This is a genomic window from Mycobacterium shottsii (assembly GCF_010728525.1).
Lineage (GTDB): Bacteria > Actinomycetota > Actinomycetes > Mycobacteriales > Mycobacteriaceae > Mycobacterium > Mycobacterium marinum.
Genome location: NZ_AP022572.1, coordinates 82,279 through 106,645, shown reverse-complemented (window position 1 = coordinate 106,645; position 24,367 = coordinate 82,279). Strand labels below are relative to the sequence as shown.

The window sequence follows — 24,367 nt, the reverse complement described above, 5'->3', positions numbered from 1 at the left end:
TTAAGCAGACACGCCCTAAACGGACCGTCCATCAACATCCCCGGGCTTGATTGGCGCCGGGGCCGGCTCCCCAACGCCCGTGTCACCGTAGTAGCCCAGCCGAAGCAAATCGGTGATCTCGCTGACCAGGGGCATCCGCGGGTTGGTGCGGTTGCTGAGATCCTCGAACGCAGTCATCGCCAGCGTCGGCAGCGCGGCCAGGAACTCCTGCTCGTCAACCCCGAATTCCCGCAGCGATCTCGGCATGTCCAGTCGGTCCAGCAGATCGTCGACCCCTGCGAACAATCGCTGGCGGCTGTCGTCGGGAAGATGGCCACCAAACACCAGCTGACCGAGTTGCGCGTATTTGTCCGGTGCGATGTACGCCGAATATCCAGGCGCGGGCATGAACTTGGTAGGCAGACTTGCGTTGTAACGCAGCACGTGCGGCAGGAAGATGCCGTTCGCCCGGCCATGCGGGACCGAGAATTTCGCACCAACGGCGTGGGCGAGGGCATGATTGGTCCCGACGAAGGCATTCGAGAAGGCCAGGCCGGCAAGCGTCGCCGCATTGGACATGCTCGTTCACGCGGACAGATCTTCGGGATCGTCGTACGCCCTGGGCAGAGCGTCGAAGATCAGCCGTACCGCCTGGGCGCACAACGCATCCGTGTAGGGCGAGGCGAAGATCGACACGATCGCCTCCAGCGCGTGGGTCAGCACGTCGATGCCGGTGTCCGCGGTCAGCTTCTGCGGCATTGACGAGGTCAGCACCGGGTCCACGATCGCCAGGTCGGGGACCAAGCTGTAGTCGACGAGCGTTTCCTTCTTTCCGCCAACGGTCAACACCGCCGCCGGCGAAACTTCCGACCCGGTGCCCGATGTCGTTGGGACAGCAACCAGTTGGATGCGATGACGGTCGGTCGGATAGTCGGCCACCCGCTTGCGCGGGTCGAGGAAGGGCATCGTCAAAGCGTCGAGGCTTTTCTCCGGGTGCTCGTAGAACAGCCGCATCGCCTTGCCGGCGTCGAGCACCGAACCGCCGCCGATGGCGATCAGCAGATCGGGCTGCACCCGCTGCATGAGCGCGACACCGCGGCGGATGGTCGTCTCGTCGGGCTCGGGTGTCACTTCGCTGAACACCTGCACGTGCTGGGCGCGCAACTTGCCACGCAGCGCCTCGACCACGCCGCGCTCCTCGGTCAGTGCGTCGGTGACCACCACGACGGTCTCGCAGTCGAGCTCGCGCAGATTGTCCAATGCGCCTTCGTTGAAGTAGGTGTTGGACGGCACGCGGAACCATTGCGGCGGCGTGCGCCGCCGCGACACCGTCTTGATGTTGAGCAACTGGCGATAGTTGACGTTCTCGGTGGTGCTCGATCCGCCCCAGGTGCCACAGCCCAGCGAGAACGTGGGTGTCAGATTGTTGTAGACCCCGCCGAGCGCTCCGACCGCGGTTGGCGCGTTGACCAGGATGCGGCCGGTGCGAACCGCCAACCCGTATGCCTCGATGACGTCGTCGTCTTTGGCGTAGATCGCCGAGGTATGGCCCAACCCGCCGTGCTCGGTGACCAAGACGGCGGCGTCGATGCCGTGCTGCACACTGCGCGCGCGCACCACCCCGAGCACCGGCATCAGCTTCTCCTGCACCAGTGGGTGGGCGGCGAGTTCGTCCAAGTCCGACGGCAACTGCGCCAGCAGTACTTTCACCGTGGGAGGCACGCTGAATCCGGCCCGGGCGGCCAGTTCTGGCGCCTTCTGCCCGACCGCATCGAGGGAGACCTTGTCGCCACAACCAAACGCGAAGTCGGCCACCGCCTTCGCCTGGTCGGCGGTGAGCAACTGGGCCCCCATCCGCTCGAACTCGGCGATCATCTCGTCGTAGATCTCGTCGTCGATGATGCAGGTCTGCTCGGCCGGGCAGATGACCGAGGAGTCAAACGTTTTCGAGATGAGTATGTCGACCACCGCGCCCTTGAGGTCGGCGGTCTTGTGAATGTAGATCGGCGCATTCCCAGGACCGACACTGAGCCCCGGCTTTCCCGCCGAGTTCGCCAACGCGACGATCTTTGGCCCGCCGGTCACCCAGATGAAGTCGACCTTCGGGTGTGTGAACAAGTAGTGCGTCACCTCGTGAGCGGCATCGGGGATGACCTGCAGCGCCCCGGGAGGCATCCCGGCCGCTTCGGCCGCGGTGCGCAGGATCTCGATGCTTCGTTCGCAGCAGCGCACCGCATACGGTGACGGTCGGAAAAGAATGGCGTTGCGGGTCTTTGCGGCCACGATCGCCTTGAACAACACCGTCGAGGTCGGGTTGGTCACCGGGGTAATGCCCAGCACCACCCCGATCGGTTCGGCCACGTAGACGATGTTGTGCTCGACGTCCTCGTCGATGACGCCCACCGATTTCTTGTCGCGCAGATAGTCGTGCAGGAATTCGGTGGCCACGTAGTTCTTGACGACCTTGTCCTCGAAGACGCCGAAGCCCGTCTCCTCGATCGCCACACCGGCCAGTTCGCCGGCCGCGCGCACCCCGGCCCGCACCATCGCCTCGACGATCGCGTCGACCTGCTGCTGGTCAAGCTTGCGGAAGGCGCGGGCCGCCTCAGCGGCGGTATCAACAATGGCGTCGATTTCGGCGGTGCGTAGGTTGTCGATCGCGGGTGCTTCGACGGGGGAGGCGGACTCGGTTGGTGTCGTTGTCATGATCGGGTCCTCAAGCCGGGAAGAGGCGCGGTGTGCCTCGCGGATGAGCCGATGCTACGCATCCGTGGTCAGGCCTAACGAGGGTCCGAAGGCCCTACGTTGCGGGTACTAATGGGCTGATCGGACGGGGGCGGGTGGGGAACGCACTGTGGGAGCCGAATGCCTGCGCGCCGCTGGCACAGCGCCCTGATCGAATCACGCACGTCACCCGCTCGCTGCATCAGGCCCTACGGATTTCAATATCAGGGGTGATGGCGGTCACGTGAGGCATCGTGCGAATGGCGTGTCTCAAGACTTCCGAATCGGGTCATTGCGTGACTGCCGGTGGGTGTCGAAGGCTCGCCTGGTTTTCACTGCCGTGATCGTCGAGGGCCACACCCAGTCCGAGGTGCCGGCCTGTCATCGGGCAGAAAAGTTTGCTGCAAGGGCCTGCTGGGCTGCCGGCTTGGTGTGATATTGGCCCCTGGGCGATGGATCAAACCACGATTGGGTGGGAGGGCCGATATGTCAGATGTAATGGTGGCCCAGGAACTGGTGGCGGCCGCGGCCAACGATTACGCGAAGATTGGCGTGTTGCTGGGCGAGGCGCATGCGGCTGCGGCCGCCTCGACGGTCGAGTTGCTGCCCGCGGCCGCCGACGAAGTGTCGGCCGGCATCGCACACCTGTTCTCCGAGCATGCCGAGGACTATCAGAAGGTGGCCAGCCAAGCGGCGGCTTTTCACGATCGGTTTGCCGCGCAGGTGAACGCCAGCGCCGGTGGGTATGCCAGCGCGGAGGCCGCCAACGCCGTCTCGTTGCAGGCTTTGTTCGATAACCCGCATCTTGTCGTGGTCGCCGCGGGAACCGCCGTCTCCAACGCTTTGTCCGGCCTGTCGGCGGGCGTGAAATCGGCTTGGGATCTGTTGTGGCGGTACGGCGGCCAGTATGTGGCAACCGCGTTGGCTCAGGTGGCGTCCAGTGCCCTATTTCTCTTGCTGATTGCGTTTGTCGGACTCTATTCGCTGGTGAATGGGCGTCCGTACGTGTTTATCTAGCCCGGCGCGTGCTGATGTCTCGAGACGGCTTCTGTGTCGTCGAATGTCAGGGTGGCGCCCGGTCCGCACCGGCCGCGGCAACAAAGTGTTCTCGGGTGCGGTCGCCGGTCGGGATGGCCTTCTGGCGCTGGGCCGACAGTGGGGCTCTCGTTGGGATACAGGAGTGATGGTGAGGTCCGCGGCGGGGGATGAATAGCGGATGTGAACTGCGGCGTTTGGGTGGTGCCCCGGGCAGGATTCGAGGATGCCGCCCTCCCCGGGTGGTGACCTGCTCTAGCTTGGGGAACTGTTACGTAGCTTCGAGTACACCGCTGTGGGTATTAGGACCAGAAGTACAAGGCTGCAAACAGTCCCCCACAGCGATCCCCGTATTGCGTTGGCGATTGCACTGACGGCCAGTAGAAGCCAGGCGACACCCATGATTGCGACGTAGCGACGCGCGTGCAGCACGCCTGGCCGAAGTCGGGCGAACCCTGCGATGGCGCTGGCTAGGCATGCGGCGACGACCGCGACTGCGATGACGAGGTATGTGGTGCTATTTGGTGGCACAGTTGACCAATCCTGCTCCTGATCCGGCAACGCCGAGTAGCGCCGCGCCGAGTAGCGCCCAGTCTGCGGGGCCAGCCGGAATCGCTATGGCGGTACCGAGCGCACCAGCCGATGATCCTGCGAAGCCGGTCACGGCCGCTGTCCATTCGGCGGAGTTGCACGGCTGGTGCATGGCGTCGTATGCGAGCCTGCGTGCTTCGACGGCGATCGGGTCGTCCGGGGGCCGGGAGGCCAACGCTTTGACCATGTTGTCGACCCATTGTTTCGTGGCGTCTGACATCGGTGCCGTGTCAGTGGGCGGCAGCAGCATGGAGCTGATCGGGTCGGGTGGTGATCCGGGCTTAGCCGGGGGCGGGGGCTGTGGGCCGTCGTGTTGCTCGGTGTTGTCGACCAACTGGATTCCGTTGCCGTTGTGCGCCGGTTTAAAGGTGGCGTTGCCGACGTTGCCTGCGGTGGCGGTGAGTTGGCCCGCAACTTTTTGGTCGGCACCCTCTAATTGCGCAGCTCGGGAACATATTTCGCTGGCCATCTGTTCGGCTCGTGCTTGGCGGGCGGCCTGTTCTGCGGCTGTGCCGCTATGGTCAGTGTAGGAGACAGAGAGGTCTTCGCCGACATCGAATCCCGCGTTCTGTGCATCTTGAACGGCGTAGAGGGCGCTTCGTTGGGCTGCGCTGATGTCACTGGCACCGGTACGCGCGACCTTGGCTGCATGGCGTAGCTGGTCGGCCTTGCCGCTGACGACGGATAGGTGGGCGCCGGTGCGTCGTCGTAGTGCATCGCCGCCGGCGCCGTGCCAGGTGACGGATTGCGCCTGGTTGCGCATCGTAAAAAAGGCGTCTTCCCAACGGTCGGCGGTTTGTGTCCAGTAGGTGGCCGCGTCGATGAGGTGCTCAGTGGACCATGTCTGGATTTGTGACAACGTTGCTGGCATCTAGGGCGTGTCTGCTTAATGTGAATGGTGTTTTGGCTGATGCTGTTTGGGTGATGCGGACGCATGCGATTTCTGATGATTTGTGGTCGCTGATCGTGGCGGTGTTGCCTGCGGGGCGGCGGCGTGGCCGGCCGTGGAACGATCATCGACGTACTCTGGAGGGCATTATCTGGCGTTACCGTACGGGATCTCCGTGGTGTGACCTGCCCGAGCACTTCGGTCCCTGGCAATCGGTGGCCGAGAGGCATCTACGCTGGTCGGTCGATGGCATCTACGCGCGGATCTTCGCGGCGATCGCCTCTGACCTCGACGCCGAGGACGCCGACCTGGGCGCACTGTTGTCGGTCGATTCGACCAGTGTGCGCGCCCACCGACACGCAGCCGGAGCGCCCCGGGCGCCGCACAGGGGGATCTGTCGAATTACAAGAAATATCTCGATGAGCCCGATGACCACGCCATTGGGCGTTCCCGCGGCGGGCTGACTACCAAGATCCACGCCTTGACCGACCAGCTGTGCAGTCCGGTCACCCTGGCACTGTCGGCCGGTCAAGCCGGTGATAATCCGATGCTTTGGCCACTGCTGGCCGCCCGGTGCAGCAACTCATACGCCCCGTATCGCCTGCTGGCGGACAAGGCGTACTCCCATGACTCGACGCGGGCACAGCTGCGCCGGCTCAAGATCGCCCATACCATCCCCGAGCGCAGCGACCAGATCACCCGCCGCAAAGCCAAAGGCCGCAACAGAGGACGGCCTCCGGGGTTCTCAGGCCGAATCTACAAGCACCGCAACACCGTCGAGCGAAGCTTCAACCGGCTCAAACACTGGCGCGCGGTCGCCACCTGCTACGACAAATACGCCCTGACCTACCTCGGCGGTGTCACCCTGGCCGCCATCATCACCTACCACCGCGTCCGCAATTAGCAGACAGGACCTAGACCACCGTCACCCCTGTGATGGCGCCCATCTCGGCGGCTGAAGCGGCTTCTTGGGCGGTATATCCGCCGCTAGCCGCGGTTACCCCGCTGGCCGTTGTCTGCGTCCGCGCGGTAAAGGCCGCTGCGGCAACGTCGATCGCGGCGTTGACGGCGTTCACCGCCGCTGTGGTGGCCTGGAATGGTTGCCCCGATGTCGGCGGCGTCCCGACGAGTTGGGAGCTGAGCGCCGACCATTGGGCGGCCGTAGCTGCCAGCTCGTCGGGAACTACCTGCAATCCCTGTCCCATAGCCACCGAAGTCTAGGCGTTTACCCCGTGGGTCGATATTCACCGCGCGGTGCGGTGGCGTGCCTTGGCCCCCAGTCTGTTTAGTGAGTGGCGTTGGTTGTGATCATTCAGCCAATGCGTTGTCCCGTGCCGCAGCGTTGCCGTGATCTGCGTTGTTGTCGGTGAACTGCGCTTCGCACACGCTGCAAGCAGGCTTGTGCCCCACGACACTGGGACAGTTGCGTCGTTGTCGCAGGGGTCGTCGTTCGCCCGGGCCAACGCGGGCCCGTCATGCGCCTGGTGGGCAGCACGTCAGTGGGGTTAATAGCCGCCCCGACTGTTGTGTCCGGAGTGTTTTGTCGGTCACCGGGCTAGCTCCGCGAGCTGCCCGAACAGGGCGTGGGGCCAGCCGACGATGGCCGGGTCGAACGCGGCCGGGTCAGCGTGCAGCAGCACCCACGCCGCGCCCGTGATTGGCGGCTACGGCGAACGCCGCCCATCCGCGGCGGGGCACGGCGCACTTCCCGCGGGGTGGCGGTCTTTCGCGGCGTCGATCGCTTCGTGACGACCGTCAACCGATCGTGTGGGCCCGTAGCCGTTGAGGCGGTCAATCAGGTTCGCGGTTGTCCCAGCGGCCGCGAGGATGCCGCCGTACTCGTCCGCTAGGCCAAGTCGTAGCCGCCGGACACCGAGCACACCAGGGCGGCGCAACTGCTCGCGTGCCGTAGGTGCTGCGGAGCGTTGTTGAGCGCGGTGTGCGCCTCGGTCGGGGTGGTGGTGTTGTGCGTCATTGGAGCCTTCCGCCAGTGCTGCACTTGCTGATACCAGACGGATTGGATTCCGAAGTGCACGCCGGGGCATTCGATGTTTAGGCGGGTGGCCGAAAACGGCTTCTAGCTGCCTAAGCCCGTGGTGCCCCCGGCAGGATTCGAACCTGCGGCCTTCTGCTCCGGAGGCAGACGCTCTATCCCCTGAGCTACGGGGGCGCATCGACTGCATATTGCTTCGCGCTGCGCCATAGGGCATGAACAAGCTCCGCCAGACTAGCGCATCGCGGTGACTGCGTTGCCACCGCTATGGATTCGGGGTGCGAGCACCTCAGACCATAGGATGGACGATCGTGACCCCCGCCGACCTGGCTGAGCTGCTCAAAACCACCGCTACCGCGGTGTTGAGCGAACATGCCCTCGACACGTCTGCTCTGCCTCAGACCGTCGTGGTGGACCGGCCGCGCAATCCGGAGCACGGCGACTACGCCAGCAATGTGGCCCTGCAACTCGCCAAGAAGGTCGGTGCCAACCCCCGTGAGCTGGCCGGATGGATCGCCGAGGCGCTGACGAAGGCCGACGGCATCGCGTCTGCCGAGGTGGCCGGACCGGGCTTCATCAACCTGCGCCTCGAGACCTCGGCGCAGGCCAAGATCGTCAACGCGATCATCGACGTCGGTTCGGGCTTCGGGCACTCCGAGCTGATGGCCGCGCACAAGGTCAACCTGGAATTCGTCTCGGCCAACCCGACCGGACCCATCCACATCGGGGGGACCCGCTGGGCCGCAGTTGGCGACGCCCTGGGCCGGCTGCTGTCCACGCAGGGCGCCGACGTGGTGCGCGAATACTACTTCAACGACCACGGCGCCCAGATCGACCGATTCGCCAACTCCCTGATTGCCGCCGCCAAGGGTGAGCCGACTCCCGACGATGGCTACGCGGGTACCTACATCAACGACATCGCCGCACGGGTGCTGCAAAAGGCACCCGACGCGCTGAGCCTGCCCGACGCCCAGATGCACGAGACGTTCCGCGAGATCGGCGTCGACCTGATGTTCAGTCACATCAAAGAGTCCCTGCACGAGTTCGGCACGGATTTCGACGTCTATACCCACGAAGACTCGATGCACAGCACGGGGCGGGTTGATCAGGCCGTCGCGCGGCTGCGCGAGACCGGCAACATCTACGAAAAAGATGGCGCAACGTGGTTGCGCAGCAGTTCTTTTGGTGACGACAAGGACCGTGTCGTGATCAAGAGTGACGGCAAGCCGGCCTATATCGCCGGTGACCTCGCGTATTACCTGGACAAGCGGGAACGTGGCTTCGATCTGTGCATCTACATGCTCGGCGCCGATCACCACGGCTACATCGCCCGGCTCAAGGCCGCCGCAGCTGCCTTCGGCGAGGACCCGGCCACCGTCGAAGTGCTGATCGGACAGATGGTCAACCTGGTCCGTGACGGTCAGCCGGTCCGGATGAGCAAGCGCGCCGGCACCGTGATCATCCTCGACGATCTGGTCGAGGCGATCGGCGTGGGCGCGGCGCGCTACAGCCTGATCCGCTCCTCGGTGGGCACTCCCATCGACATCGACCTGGCGCTGTGGTCCTCGGCGTCGAATGAGAACCCGGTCTACTACGTGCAATACGCGCATGCCCGGCTCTCGGCGCTGGCCCGCAACGCGGCCGAACTCGGGTTGATCCCGGACACCGACCATCTCGAGCTGCTCAGCCACGAGAAGGAGGGCGTGCTGCTGCGCACCCTCGGTGATTTCCCGCGGATGCTCAAGACCGCTGCCGCACTGCGGGAGCCGCACCGGGTGTGCCGCTACCTGGAGGACCTGGCCGGTGACTACCACCGGTTCTACGATTCCTGCCGGGTCTTGCCGCAGGGCGACGAGGAGCCCACGCAGCTGCATACCGCGCGCTTGGCCCTGTGCCAGGCCACGCGGCAAGTCATCGCCAACGGTCTGGGAATTCTCGGAGTGACTGCCCCGGAGAGAATGTGAACGTCCACCCAGCCGGCCCCCGGCACGCCGAAGAGAGCCGCCACCCGGAAAGCCCGCAGCGGCCGCAGTCTGCCGAAGAGCTGTTGTACCTGGCGCCGAATGTCTGGCCGCGTAACACAACCCGTGATGAACAGGGTTGTGCCCGGATTGTCGGGGTACCGCTTACCGAGCTGGCCCGGGAATACGGGACGCCGCTGTTTGTCATCGATGAAGACGACTTTCGCTCGCGGTGCCAAGAGATCGCGGCGGCATTCGGCGGTGGCCACAACGTCAACTACGCGGCCAAGGCCTTCCTGTGCAGCGAGATCGCGCGCTGGGTGAACGAAGAGGGACTCTCGATTGACGTATCCACCGGTGGAGAGCTGGCAGTCGCACTGCACGCCAATTTTCCGCCGGAGCGGATTACCCTGCACGGCAACAACAAGTCGGTCGCAGAGTTGACGACCGCGGTCAAGGCCGGCGTCGGTCACATCGTGCTGGACTCGATGATCGAGATCGAGCGTCTCGACGCCATCGCGGGTGAGGCGGGCATCGTCCAGGACGTCTTTGTTCGTCTCACCGTCGGGGTCGAGGCGCACACCCACGAGTTCATCTCCACCGCGCACGAAGACCAGAAGTTCGGGCTCTCGATCTCCAGCGGCGCGGCGATGGCAGCGGTGCGCCGGGTCTTTGCGACCGACCACTTGCGGCTGGTCGGACTGCACAGCCATATCGGTTCCCAGATCTTCGATGTGGATGGTTTTGAACTGGCCGCCCACCGTGTCATCGGCCTGCTGCGCGAGGTGGTCGCTGAATTCGGTTCGGAAAAGACCGCGCAGCTTGCGACGGTCGATCTTGGCGGCGGCCTGGGTATCTCGTATCTGTCATCCGACGACCCGCCGCCGGTAGGGGAGTTGGCCGACAAGCTGGGCGCGATCGTGAGCAATGAGTCGGCGGCCGTGGGCCTGCCCGCGCCCAGGCTGGTGGTCGAGCCCGGACGCGCTATCGCCGGACCGGGCACCATCACGCTGTACGAAGTCGGCACGGTCAAGGACGTTGACGTGAGCGCCACGGCGAACCGGCGCTACGTCAGCGTGGATGGCGGCATGAGTGACAACATCCGCACCGCGCTCTATGACGCTCAGTACGACGTCCGGTTGGTCTCGCGTGTCAGTGATGCGCCGGCGACGCTGGCTCGCGTGGTCGGAAAACACTGTGAAAGTGGCGATATCATCGTGCGTGACACGTGGGTGCCCGACGACCTGCAGCCGGGCGATTTGGTGGCCGTGGCTGCGACCGGTGCCTACTGCTATTCGCTGTCAAGTCGTTACAACATGATTGGCCGTCCCGCGGTGGTGGCGGTGCGCGCGGGTAAGGCGCGTCTGGTCCTGCGCCGCGAGACGGTTGATGATTTTTTGAGTCTGGAGGTGAGGTAACCCGTGTCCGGTGACGTAAAGCCGGTCGGTGTAGCGGTGCTCGGATTGGGCAACGTTGGTAGCGAAGTTGTCCGCATCATCGAGGAAAGCGCTGATGATCTCGCGGCCCGTGTCGGCGCCCCACTGGTGCTGCGCGGCGTCGGAGTGCGTCGAGTTGCGGACGACCGCGGTGTACCCATCGACCTACTGACCGACGACATTGAGAAGCTCGTTTCGCGTGAGGACGTCGACATCGTCGTCGAAGTGATGGGTCCGGTGGAGCCGTCACGCAAGGCGATCCTGACCGCGCTCGAGCACGGCAAATCCGTCGTGACCGCCAACAAGGCGTTGCTGTCCGCCTCTACTGGTGAACTGGCGCAGGCGGCCGAAAGCGCACATGTCGATCTCTATTTCGAAGCCGCGGTGGCCGGCGCCATTCCCGTCATCCGTCCGTTGACCCAGTCGCTGGCCGGCGACACGGTGTTGCGGGTGGCCGGCATCGTCAACGGCACCACCAACTACATCCTGTCCGAAATGGACAGCACCGGGGCCGACTACGCGAAAGCGCTGGCCGATGCGGGCGCGCTCGGCTATGCCGAAGCCGATCCCACCGCAGATGTCGAGGGCTTTGACGCCGCGGCCAAAGCCGCGATCCTGGCCTCGATCGCGTTCCATACCCGGGTGACCGCGGATGACGTCTACCGCGAGGGCATCACCAAGATCACGCCCGCGGACTTCGCCTCGGCCCGCGCTCTGGGCTGCACCATCAAGCTGTTGTCGATTTGTGAGCGCCTCACCACTGACGAAGGTCAGCAACGGGTCTCGGCCCGGGTGTATCCGGCGTTGGTGCCGCTGTCGCACCCGTTGGCCACGGTCAACGGTGCGTTCAATGCCGTGGTGGTCGAGGCCGAGGCCGCTGGGCGATTGATGTTCTACGGTCAGGGCGCCGGTGGGGCGCCAACCGCCTCGGCGGTGACCGGCGACCTGGTGATGGCCGCGCGCAACCGGGTCCTCGGTAGCCGTGGCCCACGCGAATCCAAATATGCTCAACTACCGGTGGCACCAATGGGTTTCATCTCTACGCGCTATTACGTCAGCATGAATGTCGCCGATAAGGCAGGTGTGTTGTCGGCGGTAGCGGCCGAGTTCGCCAAGCGCGACGTAAGCATCGCCGAGGTGCGTCAAGAAGGGGTCGTGGACCAAGACGGCCAACGCATCGGGGCCCGGATCGTGGTGGTCACCCACCTGGCTACCGATGCCGCACTTTCGGAAACCGTTGAAGCGCTTGCGGACTTGGACGTCGTCGAAAATGTGGCCAGCGTGCTGCGACTGGAAGGCAACGACCTGTGAGCGCCTCGCCGACCGCGGTCCACAAGCCCTGGCCCGGTTTGATCGCGGCGTACCGGGACCGCCTCCCGGTGGCCGATGACTGGGCTGCTGTCACCCTGCTCGAGGGCGGTACTCCGCTGATCGCGGCTCCGAGGCTCTCCAAGCAGACCGGGTGCACGATCCACCTCAAGGTCGAGGGCCTCAACCCCACCGGATCCTTCAAGGACCGGGGCATGACCATGGCGGTGACCGACGCGCTGGCGCGTGGGCAACAGGCCGTGTTGTGCGCATCGACCGGGAACACGTCGGCGTCGGCGGCGGCCTACGCCGCCCGCGCTGGGATCACCTGTGCGGTGCTGATCCCGCAGGGCAAGATTGCGATGGGCAAGCTGGCTCAGGCGGTCATGCACGGGGCCAAGATCATCCAGATTGACGGCAACTTCGACGACTGTTTGGAACTGGCGCGCAAGATGGCTGCCGACTTCCCGACCATCTCATTGGTTAACTCCGTGAACCCGGTGCGTATCGAGGGCCAGAAGACCGCGGCGTTCGAGATCGTCGACGCGCTGGGCGTCGCACCGGATGTGCACGCACTTCCAGTCGGTAACGCGGGCAACATCACCGCGTACTGGAAGGGATACACCGAGTATCACCGAGACGGCATTATCGAGAAGTTGCCTCGCATGCTGGGCACCCAAGCCGCGGGTGCGGCGCCGTTGGTTCTCGGCGAACCGGTGAACCACCCGGAGACCATCGCCACCGCGATTCGCATTGGCTCGCCGGCGTCGTGGACGTCGGCCGTGGAGGCGCAGCAGCAGTCCAAGGGGCGCTTCCTGGCGGCGACTGATGAGGAAATCCTCGCCGCCTATCACCTGGTCGCGCGCGCCGAGGGGGTGTTCGTCGAGCCCGCCTCGGCGGCCAGCATCGCCGGTCTGCTCAAGGCCATCGACGACGGGTGGGTGGCCCGCGGGTCAACCGTGGTGTGCACGGTCACCGGCAACGGCCTGAAGGACCCCGAAACCGCGCTCAAAGACATGCCGAAGGTGTCTCCGGTACCCGTTGACTCAGTCGCGGTGGTTGAGAAGCTGGGGTTGGCGTAGTGCTGATCGCCAGCGCGGCGCAGCCGGGCGCAGCGCAGTTTGCTGAGGCCTGTCGGTGACACAGGTATTGCCCTCGGGTCTGGTGGCGAGTGCCGTCGTAGCGGCATCAAGTGCCAACCTCGGCCCGGGGTTCGACAGTCTCGGCCTCGCATTGAGTCTCTACGACGAAATCGTGCTTGAGACAACCGATTCCGGGTTGGAAGTGGTGGTCGAAGGCGAGGGGGCCGGCCAGGTTCCGCTCAACTCTGAACACTTGGTTGTGCGCGCCATCCAGCACGGGCTGCGAGCCGTGGGTGTTACCGCGGCTGGCCTAATTGTGCGCTGCCGCAATGATATTCCGCATTCCCGTGGTCTCGGATCGTCCGCGTCGGCGGTAGTTGGTGGCCTCGCTGCCGTCAACGGCCTTGTCTCACAAGCTGGTTGGGTGCCATTGAGCGACCAGCAGCTGATCCAGCTGTCTTCGGAATTTGAAGGCCACCCCGACAACGCCGCGGCCGCTGTGCTCGGCGGTGCGGTGGTTTCTTGGATTGAGCGTTGCGGTGACCGTGCCGACTACTGGGCCGTGCAGCTAGATCTTCACCCCGATATTCACTTGTTCTCGGCGATTCCCGAGGTGCGCTCCTCGACCGCGGAGACTCGGGTGCTGCTGCCTGACCTGGTCAGCCATGACGATGCGCGATTCAACATCAGCCGCGCCGCATTGCTCGTGGTTGCCCTCACCCAACGGCCCGATTTGTTGATGGCGGCCACCGAAGACGTCCTCCATCAGCCCCAGCGTGCCTCGGCAATGCCGGCCTCGGCGGAATATTTGCAGCTGTTGCGGCGTCATAAAGTGGCAGCGACTCTTTCCGGGGCTGGACCGGCGCTGATTGCGTTGAGCACCGACCCGGACTTGCCCCCGGAAGCGGTCGAGTACGGTGCCGCAAATGGATTCACAATTACCGCGATGACCGCGGGTGACAGGGTCCGGTGGAAGCCCGGAGTGGCATTCGGCGACTGATTGACAACTTGCGGGGGGTTTGCCGTGATGCATCAAGTCAAGATGCCCGCGAAACCTGGTTCATGCATCACGTAAGGAATGCCCGCGAAATCGGGGTCAGGTGGTGGTCTTGCTTTTGATGCGGATGCCGGCTTTGAGGGCGGGTAGAGCGGCGGGTATGGCGGCGAGGTAGAGCTGTTCGGTCTTGTCTTTGGCGAGTCTGAGCAGGGCGGCTTGCAGGTCGGCGATCTGGTGGGCGATCGCGGCGGGGTTGAGGCTGTTGCGGTAGGTGAGCAGCTCTGTTTGTTGGGCCGCTGAGAGGACTCCGGCGGCCAGCAGCCGGTCCAGGGGGGGTCTGGGGCTTGTCGTAGAGCCGGCGGCGGTGACCGTCGCGGCTGCAGCCGTAGCTGATGGGTTTGATGGTGGGGGTCAGGTAGTTGAGCCGGTCGTTGACCAGGTGCCACAGCCGGTTGAGCACGGCGCGTTCTTCGTCGGTGTCGTAGCGGTAGTAGAACCCGTAGCGACGCACGAGGTGGTTGTTTTTGGACTCGATGGTGGCCTGGTCGTTCTTCTTGTAGGGCCGTGAGCGGGTGAAGAAGATCTCCATGTCCGCGGCCCACTTGATGACCGCCTTATTGAGGAATTCGGTGCCGTTGTCGAAGTCCAAACCCGTTACCTTATAGGGATTTTAGTAATTCCGGTTTTGAGGGCGCCCAGGATGTGGGGTGGGCGTTGTTGCGCACCGTGCGGGTGAACACCCAGCCGATGTGCATGTCGGTGAGGTTGACCGTGCGGGCGAACTCACCTTTCAGTGTCGGGCCGCAGTGCGCCACGGTGTCGCCTTCGAAGAACCCCGGAGATTCTTCGGCCTCATCGCCTGCTTTGCAGATGGTGATCGAGGACCGCAGCAGCGGGAGGGTTTCGTCGTCGACACACCCGAGATCTGGTCGCGGGCCTTGGCGCCGCGCAGGTAGCGGTCGATCGTGGCGCTGCTCATCGCCAACAGCTCGGCACGCACCGCCGGGCCGTAACGGTCACGGCCGTCCACCAGTTCGCCGTGGCGTTCTAGAGCATCCAACTGAAGTGCCATGGAAGCGGCCAGGTACCGGCCGCACTGCCCGCCTGAGGCCGCCCACACCTTCTGCAACACCTTGAGCGCATCCTAGGAGTACTTCGGATTGCGTTGCCGGCGAGTCCGTTTGGCGACCTGCCGACCCGCTCCCGGCGGCGCGGCCGCCGCCCTCAACCGCCGCCGGGCGTTGTCACGCGACCAGCCGGTGACCGCCACCACCTGATCCAGAATCTGCCCCTTGTCCGCCTTCGGCGCCCCCACATACGCCCTGGCGAACTTCGCGGTGATCTCGGCCCGAGACGACATCGACAGCCCACTTCCCATGCCTGCTGAGGATCGACCGTTTCGCGGGCATTTTTACGTGATCCACCGAGGGCGCTTCACGGGCATTTTTCGTGATGCTTGCCGTTTGCTTGCTTCCGGCCAGGAAGCGGGCTATCCTCGGAGCCGTCCAGCAATCGCAGCATCTGCTTCTGCACACATACTGCCTTGCAGCTAGGACACCACCAATTCTTCTCGGGGACGAGGTTCGCCGTATTCGCCGCAGATCCTGGCGACCACCGTTGGGGAGTCGATGATTGGGCGCACTCGGCAATTTGGCTGAATGCAACGAACCCTCGTATGACGTAATCAAGCGGGGGAAAGAAAGGAATTCCGTGACTGATACGGACCTCATCACGGCTGGCGAAAGCACCGACGCTGATAAGAAGTCGGATTCCGTGACAAAAGACAGTTCCGACCTCAATACTGCTGCGCCGACCGGCGCGCTGGCCACCATGGTGCTGCCCGAACTGCGTGCGCTGGCCAACCAAGTTGGTGTCAAGGGGACGTCGGGCATGCGTAAGAACGAGCTGATCGCCGCGATCCAAGAATTTCGGGACCGCGCCAACGGCACGCCCGCGGCCGCCGAGCCGACCTCGGATTCCGGCGAACAGAAGTCCTCGGCGAGTCCCGAGGCCCCGGCGGTCGACGAGGCCACCAAAGACGCTCCTCAACAGGAGCAAAACGCCTCATCTGACGCCGCGGTGCGCCGCGAGCGGCGCAGATCCTCGCGTGACTCGGGAACGTCGTCACGTGACGGCGCCGACTCGGCTGGCGAAAGCACAGATAGACGAGGGAAACGGGCCGCCGGCGGCGATGCCGACAACAATCAGAAGGCGCCGGAAAAGAATCCAGAAGACGCCAAGACTGACGGGGGAGCAGCGGAGTCGGGCGGTGACCAAGGCACCGGCCAGCAGGGCTCGGGTGGCCAGCAATCGCGCGGCGAAGACGATGGCGAAGGGCGGCAGGGCCGGCGAGGACGCCGATTCCGCGACCGCCGGCGTCGTGGGGAGCGCTCGGGTGACGGTTCCGACTCCGAGTTGCGTGAGGACGACGTCGTCCAGCCGGTCGCCGGCATTCTTGACGTGCTCGACAACTACGCCTTTGTGCGTACCTCCGGCTACCTTGCCGGCCCGCACGACGTCTACGTGTCGATGAACATGGTGCGCAAGAACGGCCTGCGCCGCGGCGACGCGGTCACCGGCGCCGTTCGGGTTCCGCGCGAAGGCGAGCAGCCCAACCAGCGGCAGAAATTCAACCCGCTGGTGCGGTTGGACAGCGTCAACGGGGGATCGGTCGAAGACGCCAAGAAGCGGCCCGAATTCGGCAAGCTGATGCCGCTCTACCCCAACCAGCGTCTTCGCTTGGAAACCACCCCAGAGCGGCTGACCACACGGGTCATCGATCTGATCATGCCGATTGGCAGGGGCCAGCGCGCGCTGATCGTCTCGCCCCCCAAGGCCGGTAAGACGACGATCCTGCAGGACATCGCCAACGCCATTACCAAGAACAATCCGGAATGCCACCTCATGGTCGTGCTCGTCGACGAGCGGCCCGAGGAGGTCACCGACATGACGCGTTCGGTCAAGGGTGAGGTCATCGCCTCAACGTTCGACCGACCGCCATCCGACCACACGTCGGTCGCGGAGCTGGCCATCGAGCGTGCCAAGCGCCTCGTGGAGCAGGGCAAAGACGTCGTGGTGCTGCTGGACTCCATCACCCGGTTGGGGCGTGCCTACAACAACGCGTCACCGGCATCGGGCCGGATCCTGTCCGGTGGTGTCGACTCCACCGCGCTGTACCCGCCCAAGCGATTCCTGGGCGCGGCACGCAACATCGAAGAAGGCGGCTCGCTGACCATCATCGCGACCGCGATGGTCGAGACTGGCTCCACCGGTGACACCGTCATCTTCGAAGAGTTCAAGGGCACCGGCAACGCCGAGCTCAAGCTGGACCGCAAGATCGCCGAACGGCGCGTCTTCCCCGCGGTCGACGTAAACCCGTCGGGTACCCGTAAAGATGAGCTGCTGCTCTCACCTGACGAGTTCGCCATCGTCCACAAGCTGCGTCGCGTGCTGTCCGGCCTGGATTCCCACCAGGCCATCGACCTGATGATGTCGCAGCTGCGGAAGACCAAGAACAACTACGAGTTCCTCGTGCAGGTCTCCAAGACCACACCAGGAAATATGGACAACGACTAGAGCAATACACCGGCTGCGGGTGCCAGGGAATGCGCGCGCAGATCTCGGTGTTTGGGGTGATGGTGGTTGACCTGGCATAATCGAGGCTCGACCACCCAGAACTGCCTCAGGTTCTTGAGTCAAGCCTGACCGCCGCTTGAACATCGGGGAGCACCGGAGGGCACGAGCGGCTGACGATCGAAGAGGACAGCATGAAATCTGACATTCATCCCACCTACGAGGAGACCACTGTGTTCTGCGGGTGCGGAAACACGTTCCAGACGCGGAGCACCAAGCAGGGCGGCCGTATCGTGGCCGAGGTTTGCTCGCAGTGCCATCCGTTCTACACCGGCAAGCAGAAGATCCTCGACAGCGGTGGTCGGGTTGCCCGCTTCGAGCGTCGCTACGGCAAGCGCAAGGCCGGAGCCGACAAGGACCAGGCGGCGGCCGACAAGTAGCTGGATTACCGACGCCCGAACTGTGCATGAGCAGCACAGGCCGGGCGTCGGTTCGTGTTTGCGGTAGGAGCTGGCAGGAGGTGTGAGATGGCAGCGCCGGTGCAGACGATTGACGTCCTGCTCGCCGAACACGCAGACCTTGAGCGCGCGTTGGCGGATCCAGAACTGCACAGCAGGCCCGACGAGGCGCGCAAAGCCGGACGTCGGTTTGCCCGCTTGGCACCGATCGTGGCCACCTACCGCAAGCTGGTAGCCGCGCGCGAAGATCTGGAGACCGCGCACGAATTGGCGGCCACCGACGAGTCGTTTGCCGCCGAAGCCGCCGAACTGGAGGCCCGGGTCGCCGAACTGGACTCGCAGCTCACCGACATGTTGGCGCCGCGCGACCCGCATGACGCCGACGACATCGTGCTCGAAGTCAAGTCTGGCGAGGGTGGCGAAGAATCGGCGCTATTCGCTGCCGACCTGGCCAGAATGTATATCCGCTATGCCGAACGCCACGGCTGGACCGTGACGGTGCTCGGGGAGACCACCTCGGATCTGGGCGGCTACAAGGACGCGACGCTGGCCATCGCAAGCAAGGGCGACACGGCCGACGGCGTGTGGTCGCGGATGAAGTTCGAGGGCGGGGTGCACCGGGTGCAGCGGGTCCCGGTAACCGAATCTCAAGGTCGCGTGCATACCTCGGCGGCCGGCGTACTTGTCTACCCCGAGCCCGAGGAAGTCGGCGAGGTGCAGATCGACGAGTCGGACTTGCGCATCGACGTCTACCGGTCGTCGGGCAAGGGCGGCCAGGGGGTCAACACCACCGACTCCGCGGTGCGGATTACCCACCTGCCCACCGGGATCGTGGTCACCTGCCAAAACGAACGCTCGCAGCTGCAGAACAAGATCCGTGCCATGCAGGTGCTCGGGGCTCGTCTGCAGGCGATCGCCGAAGAGCAGGCGATGGCTGACGCCTCGGCGGATCGGGCCAGCCAGATACGAACCGTGGACCGTAGCGAACGCATCCGCACCTACAACTTCCCCGAGAACCGGATCACCGATCACCGAATCGGCTACAAGTCCCACAACCTCGACCAGGTCCTCGATGGCGATCTGGACGCTCTATTCGACGCACTGGCTGCCGCTGACAAACAGGCCCGGCTGCAGCAGTCATGACCTCGCTGCGCCACGCGATCGACTCCGCTGCGGCGCTTCTTGCCGAAGCCGGGATCGACTCTGCACGTGGTGATGCCGAATGGTTGGCCGCTCACCTGACCGGCACCGACCGCGGTCTGCTGTACCTGCCTGGCGATCCGCTTGATACCGATGCTCTCGGTCAGTACCAAGGCATGGTGACCGCCCGATCACGCAGGGTGCCGTTGCAGCATCTCATCGGCACGGTGCAGTTTGGGCCGGTGGAGTTGCAGGTCGGTCCGGGTGTCTTCGTGCCGCGCCCAGAGACCGAGGCAGTGTTGGAATGGACTGGTGCACAACAGCTTTCCGAAGACCCCGTCATTGTTGACCTGTGTACCGGATCCGGCGCGTTGGCAGTCGCGTTGGCCAACCGTTGGCCCGCGGCGCGGATTCTTGGCGTCGACGATTCGGCCGCTGCGCTCGAGTACGCACACCGCAATTCCGTGGGCACCAAGGTGGAACTGGTGCGAGCCGATGTCACCACTCCGGGGCTGATGCCCGAACTCGATGGACAGGTCGACCTCGTGGTGACCAACCCGCCATACATTCCCGACGGCGCTGTTCTGGAACCTGAAGTAGCACAGCATGATCCGCATAGTGCGCTGTTTGGAGGGCCGAACGGGATGGCGGTGATACCCCACGTCGTACGGCTGGCCGGCCGTTGGTTGCGTCCCGGCGGGCGGTTCGCCGTCGAACACGACGACACCACCGCGCGGCAGACCGTTGAATGTATTGAAAGCGCAGGCGTTTTCGAGGACATCGTGGCTCGGCAAGATCTGGCCGGACGGCCAAGGTTCGTGACCGCCGTCAAGAGGCTGGTTCGGTGACAGCTGCGGTGAGGATGCGGGGCGAAGCGAATGCGAAGGAGGGCCAGCGCCCATGAGTGAGGTGTTCGACTGCGCCGACCCCGACCAGCGTTCCAACGGGATCGCTTCTGCGGCAGGGGCGCTCAAAGCCGGTCGGCTGGTCGTAATGCCGACGGACACCGTCTATGGGATCGGTGCCGACGCATTCGACAGTGCCGCGGTGAACGCGCTGCTGTCAGCCAAGGGGCGCGGGCGCGATATGCCGGTGGGCGTGCTGGTGGGCTCCTGGCACACCATCGAGGGGCTGGTTTTCTCGATGCCCGCTGGAGCGCGTGAACTGATCCGTGCATTCTGGCCGGGCGCCTTGAGCCTGGTTGTGGTGCAAGCGCCGTCCCTGCAGTGGGACCTCGGCAACGCGCACGGCACCGTGATGCTGCGCATGCCGTTGCACCCGGTGGCCATCGAGTTGTTGCGCCAGGTGGGCCCCATGGCGGTTTCCAGCGCCAACGTCTCGGGGCAGCCGCCGGCGGTCGACGTCGCGGATGCACGTAATCAGTTCGGCGATCTGGTCGACGTCTACCTGGATGGTGGTCCCGCGGCGCAGCAGGCCGCCTCGACGATCGTCGACCTCACCGGGGCCCCGCGCATCCTGCGTCCGGGACCGGTCAGCGCCGAGCGGATCGCTGACGTGCTCGGAGTGGACGCGACAACGCTGACCGCATAGCACCGTCGTGGTGGCTGCCGCTGGGCGCTGCGGCCGGGCGCGGCTATTCGGGTTCTCAGGTTGGTGAAGTAGGGTCTCGTGGTGTCCAGCGTTGCCGACGGCTTGCTCGCCCTTTCGGTTCGCAGCGCCGGTGTCCCGCTGCGTGAGCTTGCGCTCGTCGGGTTAACCGCAGCGATCATCACGTATTTCGCGACCGGGCCGGTTCGCGTCTTGGCGACTCGCCTGGGCGCGGTCGCCTACCCGCGCGAACGCGACGTCCACGTGACACCCACCCCTCGCATGGGTGGGCTGGCGATGTTCCTCGGGGTGCTCGCCGCGGTCTTTCTCGCCTCCCAACTTCCCGCCCTCACCCGCGGGTTCGTCTATTCGACCGGCATGCCCGCGGTGCTCGTCGCGGGTGCGGTGATCATGGGTATCGGTCTGATCGATGACAGGTGGGGTCTGGATGCCCTGACGAAGTTTGCCGGTCAGATCACCGCAGCTAGCGTGTTGGTCACCATGGGCGTCGCCTGGAGCGTGCTCTACATCCCGCTGGGTGGTGTCGGGACCATCGTCTTGGACCAAGCCTCGTCCATTTTGCTCACCCTCGCGTTGACCGTGTCCATCGTCAACGCCATGAACTTCGTCGACGGACTCGATGGGCTGGCGGCTGGGCTGGGCCTCATCACGGCCTTGGCGATCTGCACCTTCTCGGTGGGGTTGCTTCGTGACCATGGCGGCGACGTACTTTTCTATCCGCCAGCGGTGATCTCGGTGGTGCTCGCAGGGGCCTGTCTCGGGTTCTTGCCGCACAATTTCCACCGAGCCAAGATCTTCATGGGCGATTCCGGTTCAATGCTGGTCGGTTTGATGCTTGCCGCGGCCTCCACCACCGCCGCGGGGCCCATCTCCCAGAACGCCTACGGGGCCCGGGACGTGTTTGCCCTGCTATCGCCGTTCTTGCTGGTGGTGGCGGTGATGTTCGTGCCGATGCTGGACCTGTTACTGGCAATCGTGCGCCGCACCCGCGCCGGACGAAGCGCATTCAGCCCCGACAAGATGCATCTTCACCACCGCTTGCTGCAGATCGGCCATTCGCATCCCCGGGTCGTGCTGCTCATCTACCTATGGGTGGGCATCGTCGCCTTCGGGGCGGCCAGCACGATCTTCGTGGACCCTCGCCACACCGCGGCGGTGATGCTCGGCGCACTGGTAGTCGCCGGGGTTGTGACAGCGATCCCGTTGCTGCGTCGTCGCGACGACTACTACGACCCGGACTAGGGCACGTCTACGACAGGCGGTAGTAGTGGCATCTACCTTGTGGTACGGTCCTGGTAGAGCCCCGAAATAAACCTCGTGGGTTGCCGGCACCCGGCCCGGCGGATGCCTATCTGACCGCGCCAGTTAACGACCGACACAGGGAGCTACCCCTTGGGTGAAACCAGCCCAACCGTTGCGATACGCTCGGCGGGCCACCGATCAGTCGATCGGGCGGTTTCCGCTCCACTAACCGGGGATTGAGGTGCTGCAGTGACAACACCAGCGCAGGACGCGCCGTTGGTGTTTCCCTCTGTTGCTTTCCGTCCGGTTCGTCTATTGGTGATCAGCCTTGGACTCACCGCGGTTGCCACTGTGGTCGCCGGACTGGTCGGTCACCTGATGGTCGGAGTGTTTCTCGGCATTGGGCTGCTGCTCGGTTTGCTCAACGCCCTGTTGGTCCGGCGGTCGGTGGAGTCGATCACCGGCCGGGACCACCCGCTGAAAAGGTCGATGGCACTCAACTCGGCCGCTCGGGTCGCGGTCATTACCATCATGGCGCTGATCATCGCGTATATTTTCCGGCCGGCCGGACTTGGCGTGGTGTTCGGGTTGGCGCTCTTCCAGCTGCTGCTGGTGGCATCCACGGCACTGCCGGTCTGGAAGAAGCTACGTACCGGGGACTTTGCGGCCGACGATGCGTAGAACCAGCCCGTCGGCTCGGACAGTGGCGTTTTCAAGGGATCGGAAGGGAGTACCGCCAGCGATGACTGAGTCGATCCTGGCTGCCCAGATTGAGGTCGGCGAGCACCACACCGCGACCTGGCTGGGCATGACCGTCAACACCGACACGGTGCTGTCGACGGCGATCGCCGCGCTCATTTTGCTCGCGTTGGCGTTCTACCTGCGCTCCAAGGTCACCTCGACCGCGGTGCCCGGTGGGGTGCAGCTGTTCTTCGAAGCGATCACCATCCAGATGCGCGGCCAGGTCGAAAGCGCAATCGGGATGCGGATCGCGCCCTTTGTGCTGCCGCTCGCGGTAACCATCTTCGTCTTCATCTTGATCTCGAACTGGCTGTCAGTCCTCCCGGTGCAGTACACCGACGAACACGGGCAGACCACCGAGTTGCTCAAGCCCGCGGCCGCAGACATCAACTACGTGCTGGCGCTGGCGCTGTTCGTCTTCGTCTGCTATCACGCGGCCGGCTTCTGGCGTCGCGGCATCGTCGGCCACCCCATCAAGCTGCTCAAGGGGCACGTGCCAATCCTGGCGCCGATCAACCTCGTCGAAGAAATCGCCAAGCCGATCTCGCTGTCGCTGCGTCTTTTCGGCAATATCTTTGCCGGCGGAATTTTGGTCGCGCTCATCGCGCTCTTCCCGCCCTACATCATGTGGGCACCGAATGCGATCTGGAAGTCCTTTGACTTGTTCGTCGGCGCGATCCAGGCCTTCATTTTCGCGCTGTTGACGATCTTGTACTTCAGCCAAGCAATGGAGCTAGAAGAGGACCACCACTAATACTGCGAGAAACTGCCTAGAAAATCCCGACCCCATACCAGTACCGGAACCTGGTAAACCGCTACCAGAGTTATCAAGGAGGATAAAGTAATGGACCCCACTATCGCTGCCGGCGCCCTCATCGGCGGTGGACTCATCATGGCTGGTGGCGCGATCGGCGCCGGTATCGGTGACGGTATCGCCGGTAACGCTCTGATCTCCGGTGTTGCCCGCCAACCCGAGGCGCAGGGACGGCTGTTCACGCCGTTCTTCATCACCGTCGGTCTGGTTGAGGCCGCCTACTTTATCAACCTGGCGTTCATGGCGCTGTTCGTCTTCGCCACGCCCGTTAAGTAATTCGGCAGCTGTAACCGTTGAAATGGTTGTGATGGGTAGTAATGGATGACGTGAACTCTATTGTCCTGGCTTCGGGCCAGGCAGCAGAGGAAGGCGGCACAAACAACTTCCTCGTTCCCAACGGGACGTTTTTCTTCGTGCTGGCCATCTTCTTGGTGGTGCTTGCGGTCATCGGCACATTTGTCGTACCGCCGATCCTGAAGGTGTTGCGTGAACGCGACGCCATGGTTGCCAAGACGCTGGCCGACAACAAGAAATCGGCCGAGCAGTTCACGGCCGCCCAGGCGGACTACGAGGCAGCCATGGCCGAAGCCCGGGTACAGGCGTCGTCCTATCGGGTCAACGCCCGGGCCGAGGGTCGTAAGGTCGTCGAGGATGCGCGTGCCCACGCTGAACAGGAAGTGGCATCGACATTGCAGCAGGCCAACGAGCAACTGAAGCGCGAGAGGGACGCTGTGGAACTGGATTTGCGTGCCAACGTGGGAACAATGTCGGCGACGCTGGCCAGCCGGATCGTTGGTGTCGACGTGACTACTCCAGCTGCGACGGGGTAGCAAAC

General features: G+C 64.3%; 22 protein-coding genes, 1 tRNA gene and 3 pseudogenes. 17 read left to right on the top strand and 9 right to left on the bottom strand.

Annotated features, from left to right (window positions below):
* Window positions 1-15 precede the first annotated feature (15 nt).
* Window positions 16-2,685 (bottom strand): annotated as a pseudogene (adhE, locus tag G6N41_RS00485) (bifunctional acetaldehyde-CoA/alcohol dehydrogenase).
* A gap of 504 nt (window positions 2,686-3,189) precedes the next feature.
* On the opposite strand from adhE, the gene G6N41_RS00480 reads away from it, so the two are divergent.
* Window positions 3,190-3,720, top strand: coding sequence for a PE family protein (locus tag G6N41_RS00480; RefSeq protein ID WP_117433081.1), 531 nt, complete (start codon window positions 3,190-3,192; stop codon window positions 3,718-3,720).
* Between the two features lie 535 nt (window positions 3,721-4,255).
* Here G6N41_RS00480 and G6N41_RS00475 read toward each other — a convergent pair.
* Window positions 4,256-5,200 (bottom strand): hypothetical protein, encoded by a 945-nt coding sequence (locus G6N41_RS00475; RefSeq protein ID WP_198966285.1) that lies wholly within the window; start codon window positions 5,198-5,200, stop codon window positions 4,256-4,258.
* Window positions 5,201-5,250: 50 nt separating this feature from the next.
* Here G6N41_RS00475 and G6N41_RS00470 point away from each other — a divergent pair.
* Window positions 5,251-6,122, top strand: a pseudogene (locus G6N41_RS00470) (IS5 family transposase).
* A gap of 10 nt (window positions 6,123-6,132) precedes the next feature.
* Here the strand turns inward: G6N41_RS00470 and G6N41_RS00465 are convergent.
* The 3 genes from G6N41_RS00465 to G6N41_RS00455 form a co-directional block, all read right to left on the bottom strand.
* On the bottom strand, window positions 6,133-6,423 hold the full coding sequence (locus tag G6N41_RS00465; RefSeq protein WP_198966284.1) for a hypothetical protein: 291 nt from the start codon (window positions 6,421-6,423) through the stop codon (window positions 6,133-6,135).
* Window positions 6,424-7,064: 641 nt separating this feature from the next.
* On the bottom strand, window positions 7,065-7,193 hold the full coding sequence (locus G6N41_RS29375; RefSeq protein ID WP_259593347.1) for a hypothetical protein: 129 nt from the start codon (window positions 7,191-7,193) through the stop codon (window positions 7,065-7,067).
* Between the two features lie 119 nt (window positions 7,194-7,312).
* Window positions 7,313-7,388, bottom strand: a tRNA-Arg gene (locus G6N41_RS00455).
* 134 nt (window positions 7,389-7,522) lie between these two features.
* On the opposite strand from G6N41_RS00455, the gene argS reads away from it, so the two are divergent.
* The 5 genes from argS (at window position 7,523) to thrB (ending at window position 13,998) form a co-directional block, all read left to right on the top strand.
* A complete protein-coding gene (gene argS / locus G6N41_RS00450; RefSeq protein ID WP_198966283.1) occupies window positions 7,523-9,175 on the top strand; it encodes an arginine--tRNA ligase in 1,653 nt (550 codons plus the stop codon).
* 80 nt (window positions 9,176-9,255) lie between these two features.
* Window positions 9,256-10,590 (top strand): diaminopimelate decarboxylase, encoded by a 1,335-nt coding sequence (gene lysA / locus G6N41_RS00445; RefSeq protein WP_231608962.1) that lies wholly within the window; start codon window positions 9,256-9,258, stop codon window positions 10,588-10,590.
* Window positions 10,591-10,593: 3 nt separating this feature from the next.
* Window positions 10,594-11,919, top strand: coding sequence for a homoserine dehydrogenase (locus tag G6N41_RS00440; RefSeq protein ID WP_198966281.1), 1,326 nt, complete (start codon window positions 10,594-10,596; stop codon window positions 11,917-11,919).
* Window positions 11,916-12,998, top strand: coding sequence for a threonine synthase (gene thrC, locus G6N41_RS00435; RefSeq protein ID WP_198966280.1), 1,083 nt, complete (start codon window positions 11,916-11,918; stop codon window positions 12,996-12,998). The genes G6N41_RS00440 and thrC overlap by 4 nt, the downstream gene beginning before the upstream one ends.
* A 55-nt stretch (window positions 12,999-13,053) precedes the next feature.
* The gene (gene thrB, locus G6N41_RS00430) at window positions 13,054-13,998 is read left to right on the top strand and encodes a homoserine kinase (RefSeq protein ID WP_198966279.1); all 945 of its coding nucleotides are present in this window, start codon (window positions 13,054-13,056) and stop codon (window positions 13,996-13,998) included.
* Between the two features lie 67 nt (window positions 13,999-14,065).
* On the opposite strand, the gene G6N41_RS27605 is transcribed toward thrB, so the two are convergent.
* The 4 genes from G6N41_RS27605 to G6N41_RS00410 all read right to left on the bottom strand — a co-directional run bounded on the left by G6N41_RS27605 (window position 14,066) and on the right by G6N41_RS00410 (window position 15,355).
* Window positions 14,066-14,644: a hypothetical protein gene (locus G6N41_RS27605; RefSeq protein WP_231608742.1), complete on the bottom strand. Its 579-nt coding sequence runs from the start codon at window positions 14,642-14,644 to the stop codon at window positions 14,066-14,068.
* A gap of 10 nt (window positions 14,645-14,654) precedes the next feature.
* Window positions 14,655-14,810 (bottom strand): hypothetical protein, encoded by a 156-nt coding sequence (locus G6N41_RS00420; protein ID WP_198965232.1) that lies wholly within the window; start codon window positions 14,808-14,810, stop codon window positions 14,655-14,657.
* Window positions 14,786-15,067, bottom strand: a complete 282-nt coding sequence (locus G6N41_RS00415) for a hypothetical protein (RefSeq protein WP_198965176.1) — start codon at window positions 15,065-15,067, stop codon at window positions 14,786-14,788. The genes G6N41_RS00420 and G6N41_RS00415 overlap by 25 nt, the downstream gene beginning before the upstream one ends.
* 72 nt (window positions 15,068-15,139) lie before the next feature.
* Window positions 15,140-15,355, bottom strand: a complete 216-nt coding sequence (locus G6N41_RS00410; protein ID WP_198968062.1) for a hypothetical protein — start codon at window positions 15,353-15,355, stop codon at window positions 15,140-15,142.
* 350 nt (window positions 15,356-15,705) lie between these two features.
* On the opposite strand from G6N41_RS00410, the gene rho reads away from it, so the two are divergent.
* From rho to G6N41_RS00360, 10 genes and pseudogenes are all read left to right on the top strand, one after another.
* On the top strand, window positions 15,706-17,571 hold the full coding sequence (gene rho, locus G6N41_RS00405; RefSeq protein ID WP_198967660.1) for a transcription termination factor Rho: 1,866 nt from the start codon (window positions 15,706-15,708) through the stop codon (window positions 17,569-17,571).
* A 191-nt stretch (window positions 17,572-17,762) separates the two neighbouring features.
* Entirely contained in the window at window positions 17,763-18,008 is a 246-nt protein-coding gene (rpmE, locus tag G6N41_RS00400; protein ID WP_198966278.1) for a 50S ribosomal protein L31, read from the top strand.
* An 87-nt stretch (window positions 18,009-18,095) separates the two neighbouring features.
* Complete coding sequence (gene prfA, locus G6N41_RS00395; RefSeq protein ID WP_020730038.1) at window positions 18,096-19,169, top strand: peptide chain release factor 1; 1,074 nt, start codon at window positions 18,096-18,098, stop codon at window positions 19,167-19,169.
* On the top strand, window positions 19,166-20,014 hold the full coding sequence (prmC, locus tag G6N41_RS00390; protein WP_198966277.1) for a peptide chain release factor N(5)-glutamine methyltransferase: 849 nt from the start codon (window positions 19,166-19,168) through the stop codon (window positions 20,012-20,014). The genes prfA and prmC overlap by 4 nt, the downstream gene beginning before the upstream one ends.
* A gap of 52 nt (window positions 20,015-20,066) precedes the next feature.
* The gene (locus G6N41_RS00385; protein ID WP_011741633.1) at window positions 20,067-20,717 is read left to right on the top strand and encodes an L-threonylcarbamoyladenylate synthase; all 651 of its coding nucleotides are present in this window, start codon (window positions 20,067-20,069) and stop codon (window positions 20,715-20,717) included.
* A gap of 78 nt (window positions 20,718-20,795) precedes the next feature.
* Window positions 20,796-21,977, top strand: coding sequence for a glycosyltransferase family 4 protein (locus tag G6N41_RS00380; protein WP_198966276.1), 1,182 nt, complete (start codon window positions 20,796-20,798; stop codon window positions 21,975-21,977).
* 249 nt (window positions 21,978-22,226) lie between these two features.
* Window positions 22,227-22,727: pseudogene (locus G6N41_RS00375) on the top strand (ATP synthase subunit I).
* The gene (gene atpB, locus G6N41_RS00370) at window positions 22,720-23,472 is read left to right on the top strand and encodes a F0F1 ATP synthase subunit A (protein WP_198966274.1); all 753 of its coding nucleotides are present in this window, start codon (window positions 22,720-22,722) and stop codon (window positions 23,470-23,472) included. Before G6N41_RS00375 ends, atpB begins: the two are co-directional and overlap by 8 nt.
* A gap of 90 nt (window positions 23,473-23,562) precedes the next feature.
* Window positions 23,563-23,808, top strand: a complete 246-nt coding sequence (locus tag G6N41_RS00365; protein WP_011741629.1) for a F0F1 ATP synthase subunit C — start codon at window positions 23,563-23,565, stop codon at window positions 23,806-23,808.
* A gap of 41 nt (window positions 23,809-23,849) precedes the next feature.
* Complete coding sequence (locus tag G6N41_RS00360; protein WP_198966273.1) at window positions 23,850-24,362, top strand: F0F1 ATP synthase subunit B; 513 nt, start codon at window positions 23,850-23,852, stop codon at window positions 24,360-24,362.
* Window positions 24,363-24,367: the final 5 nt, after the last annotated feature.

Excerpts from the sequence above, each read along its gene's own strand:
- G6N41_RS00465 (WP_198966284.1), bottom strand. The coding sequence starts at position 6,423 with ATGGGACAGGGATTGCAGGTAGTTCCCGACGAGCTGGCAGCTACGGCC.
- prmC (WP_198966277.1), top strand. The coding sequence starts at position 19,166 with ATGACCTCGCTGCGCCACGCGATCGACTCCGCTGCGGCGCTTCTTGCC.
- prfA (WP_020730038.1), top strand. The coding sequence starts at position 18,096 with ATGGCAGCGCCGGTGCAGACGATTGACGTCCTGCTCGCCGAACACGCA.
- G6N41_RS00385 (WP_011741633.1), top strand. The coding sequence starts at position 20,067 with ATGAGTGAGGTGTTCGACTGCGCCGACCCCGACCAGCGTTCCAACGGG.
- G6N41_RS00415 (WP_198965176.1), bottom strand. The coding sequence starts at position 15,067 with ATGGCACTTCAGTTGGATGCTCTAGAACGCCACGGCGAACTGGTGGAC.
- G6N41_RS29375 (WP_259593347.1), bottom strand. The coding sequence starts at position 7,193 with ATGACGCACAACACCACCACCCCGACCGAGGCGCACACCGCGCTCAAC.
- G6N41_RS00475 (WP_198966285.1), bottom strand. The coding sequence starts at position 5,200 with ATGCCAGCAACGTTGTCACAAATCCAGACATGGTCCACTGAGCACCTC.
- G6N41_RS00365 (WP_011741629.1), top strand. The coding sequence starts at position 23,563 with ATGGACCCCACTATCGCTGCCGGCGCCCTCATCGGCGGTGGACTCATC.
- G6N41_RS00360 (WP_198966273.1), top strand. The coding sequence starts at position 23,850 with ATGGATGACGTGAACTCTATTGTCCTGGCTTCGGGCCAGGCAGCAGAG.
- G6N41_RS00480 (WP_117433081.1), top strand. The coding sequence starts at position 3,190 with ATGTCAGATGTAATGGTGGCCCAGGAACTGGTGGCGGCCGCGGCCAAC.
- atpB (WP_198966274.1), top strand. The coding sequence starts at position 22,720 with ATGACTGAGTCGATCCTGGCTGCCCAGATTGAGGTCGGCGAGCACCAC.
- rpmE (WP_198966278.1), top strand. The coding sequence starts at position 17,763 with ATGAAATCTGACATTCATCCCACCTACGAGGAGACCACTGTGTTCTGC.
- G6N41_RS00410 (WP_198968062.1), bottom strand. The coding sequence starts at position 15,355 with ATGTCGTCTCGGGCCGAGATCACCGCGAAGTTCGCCAGGGCGTATGTG.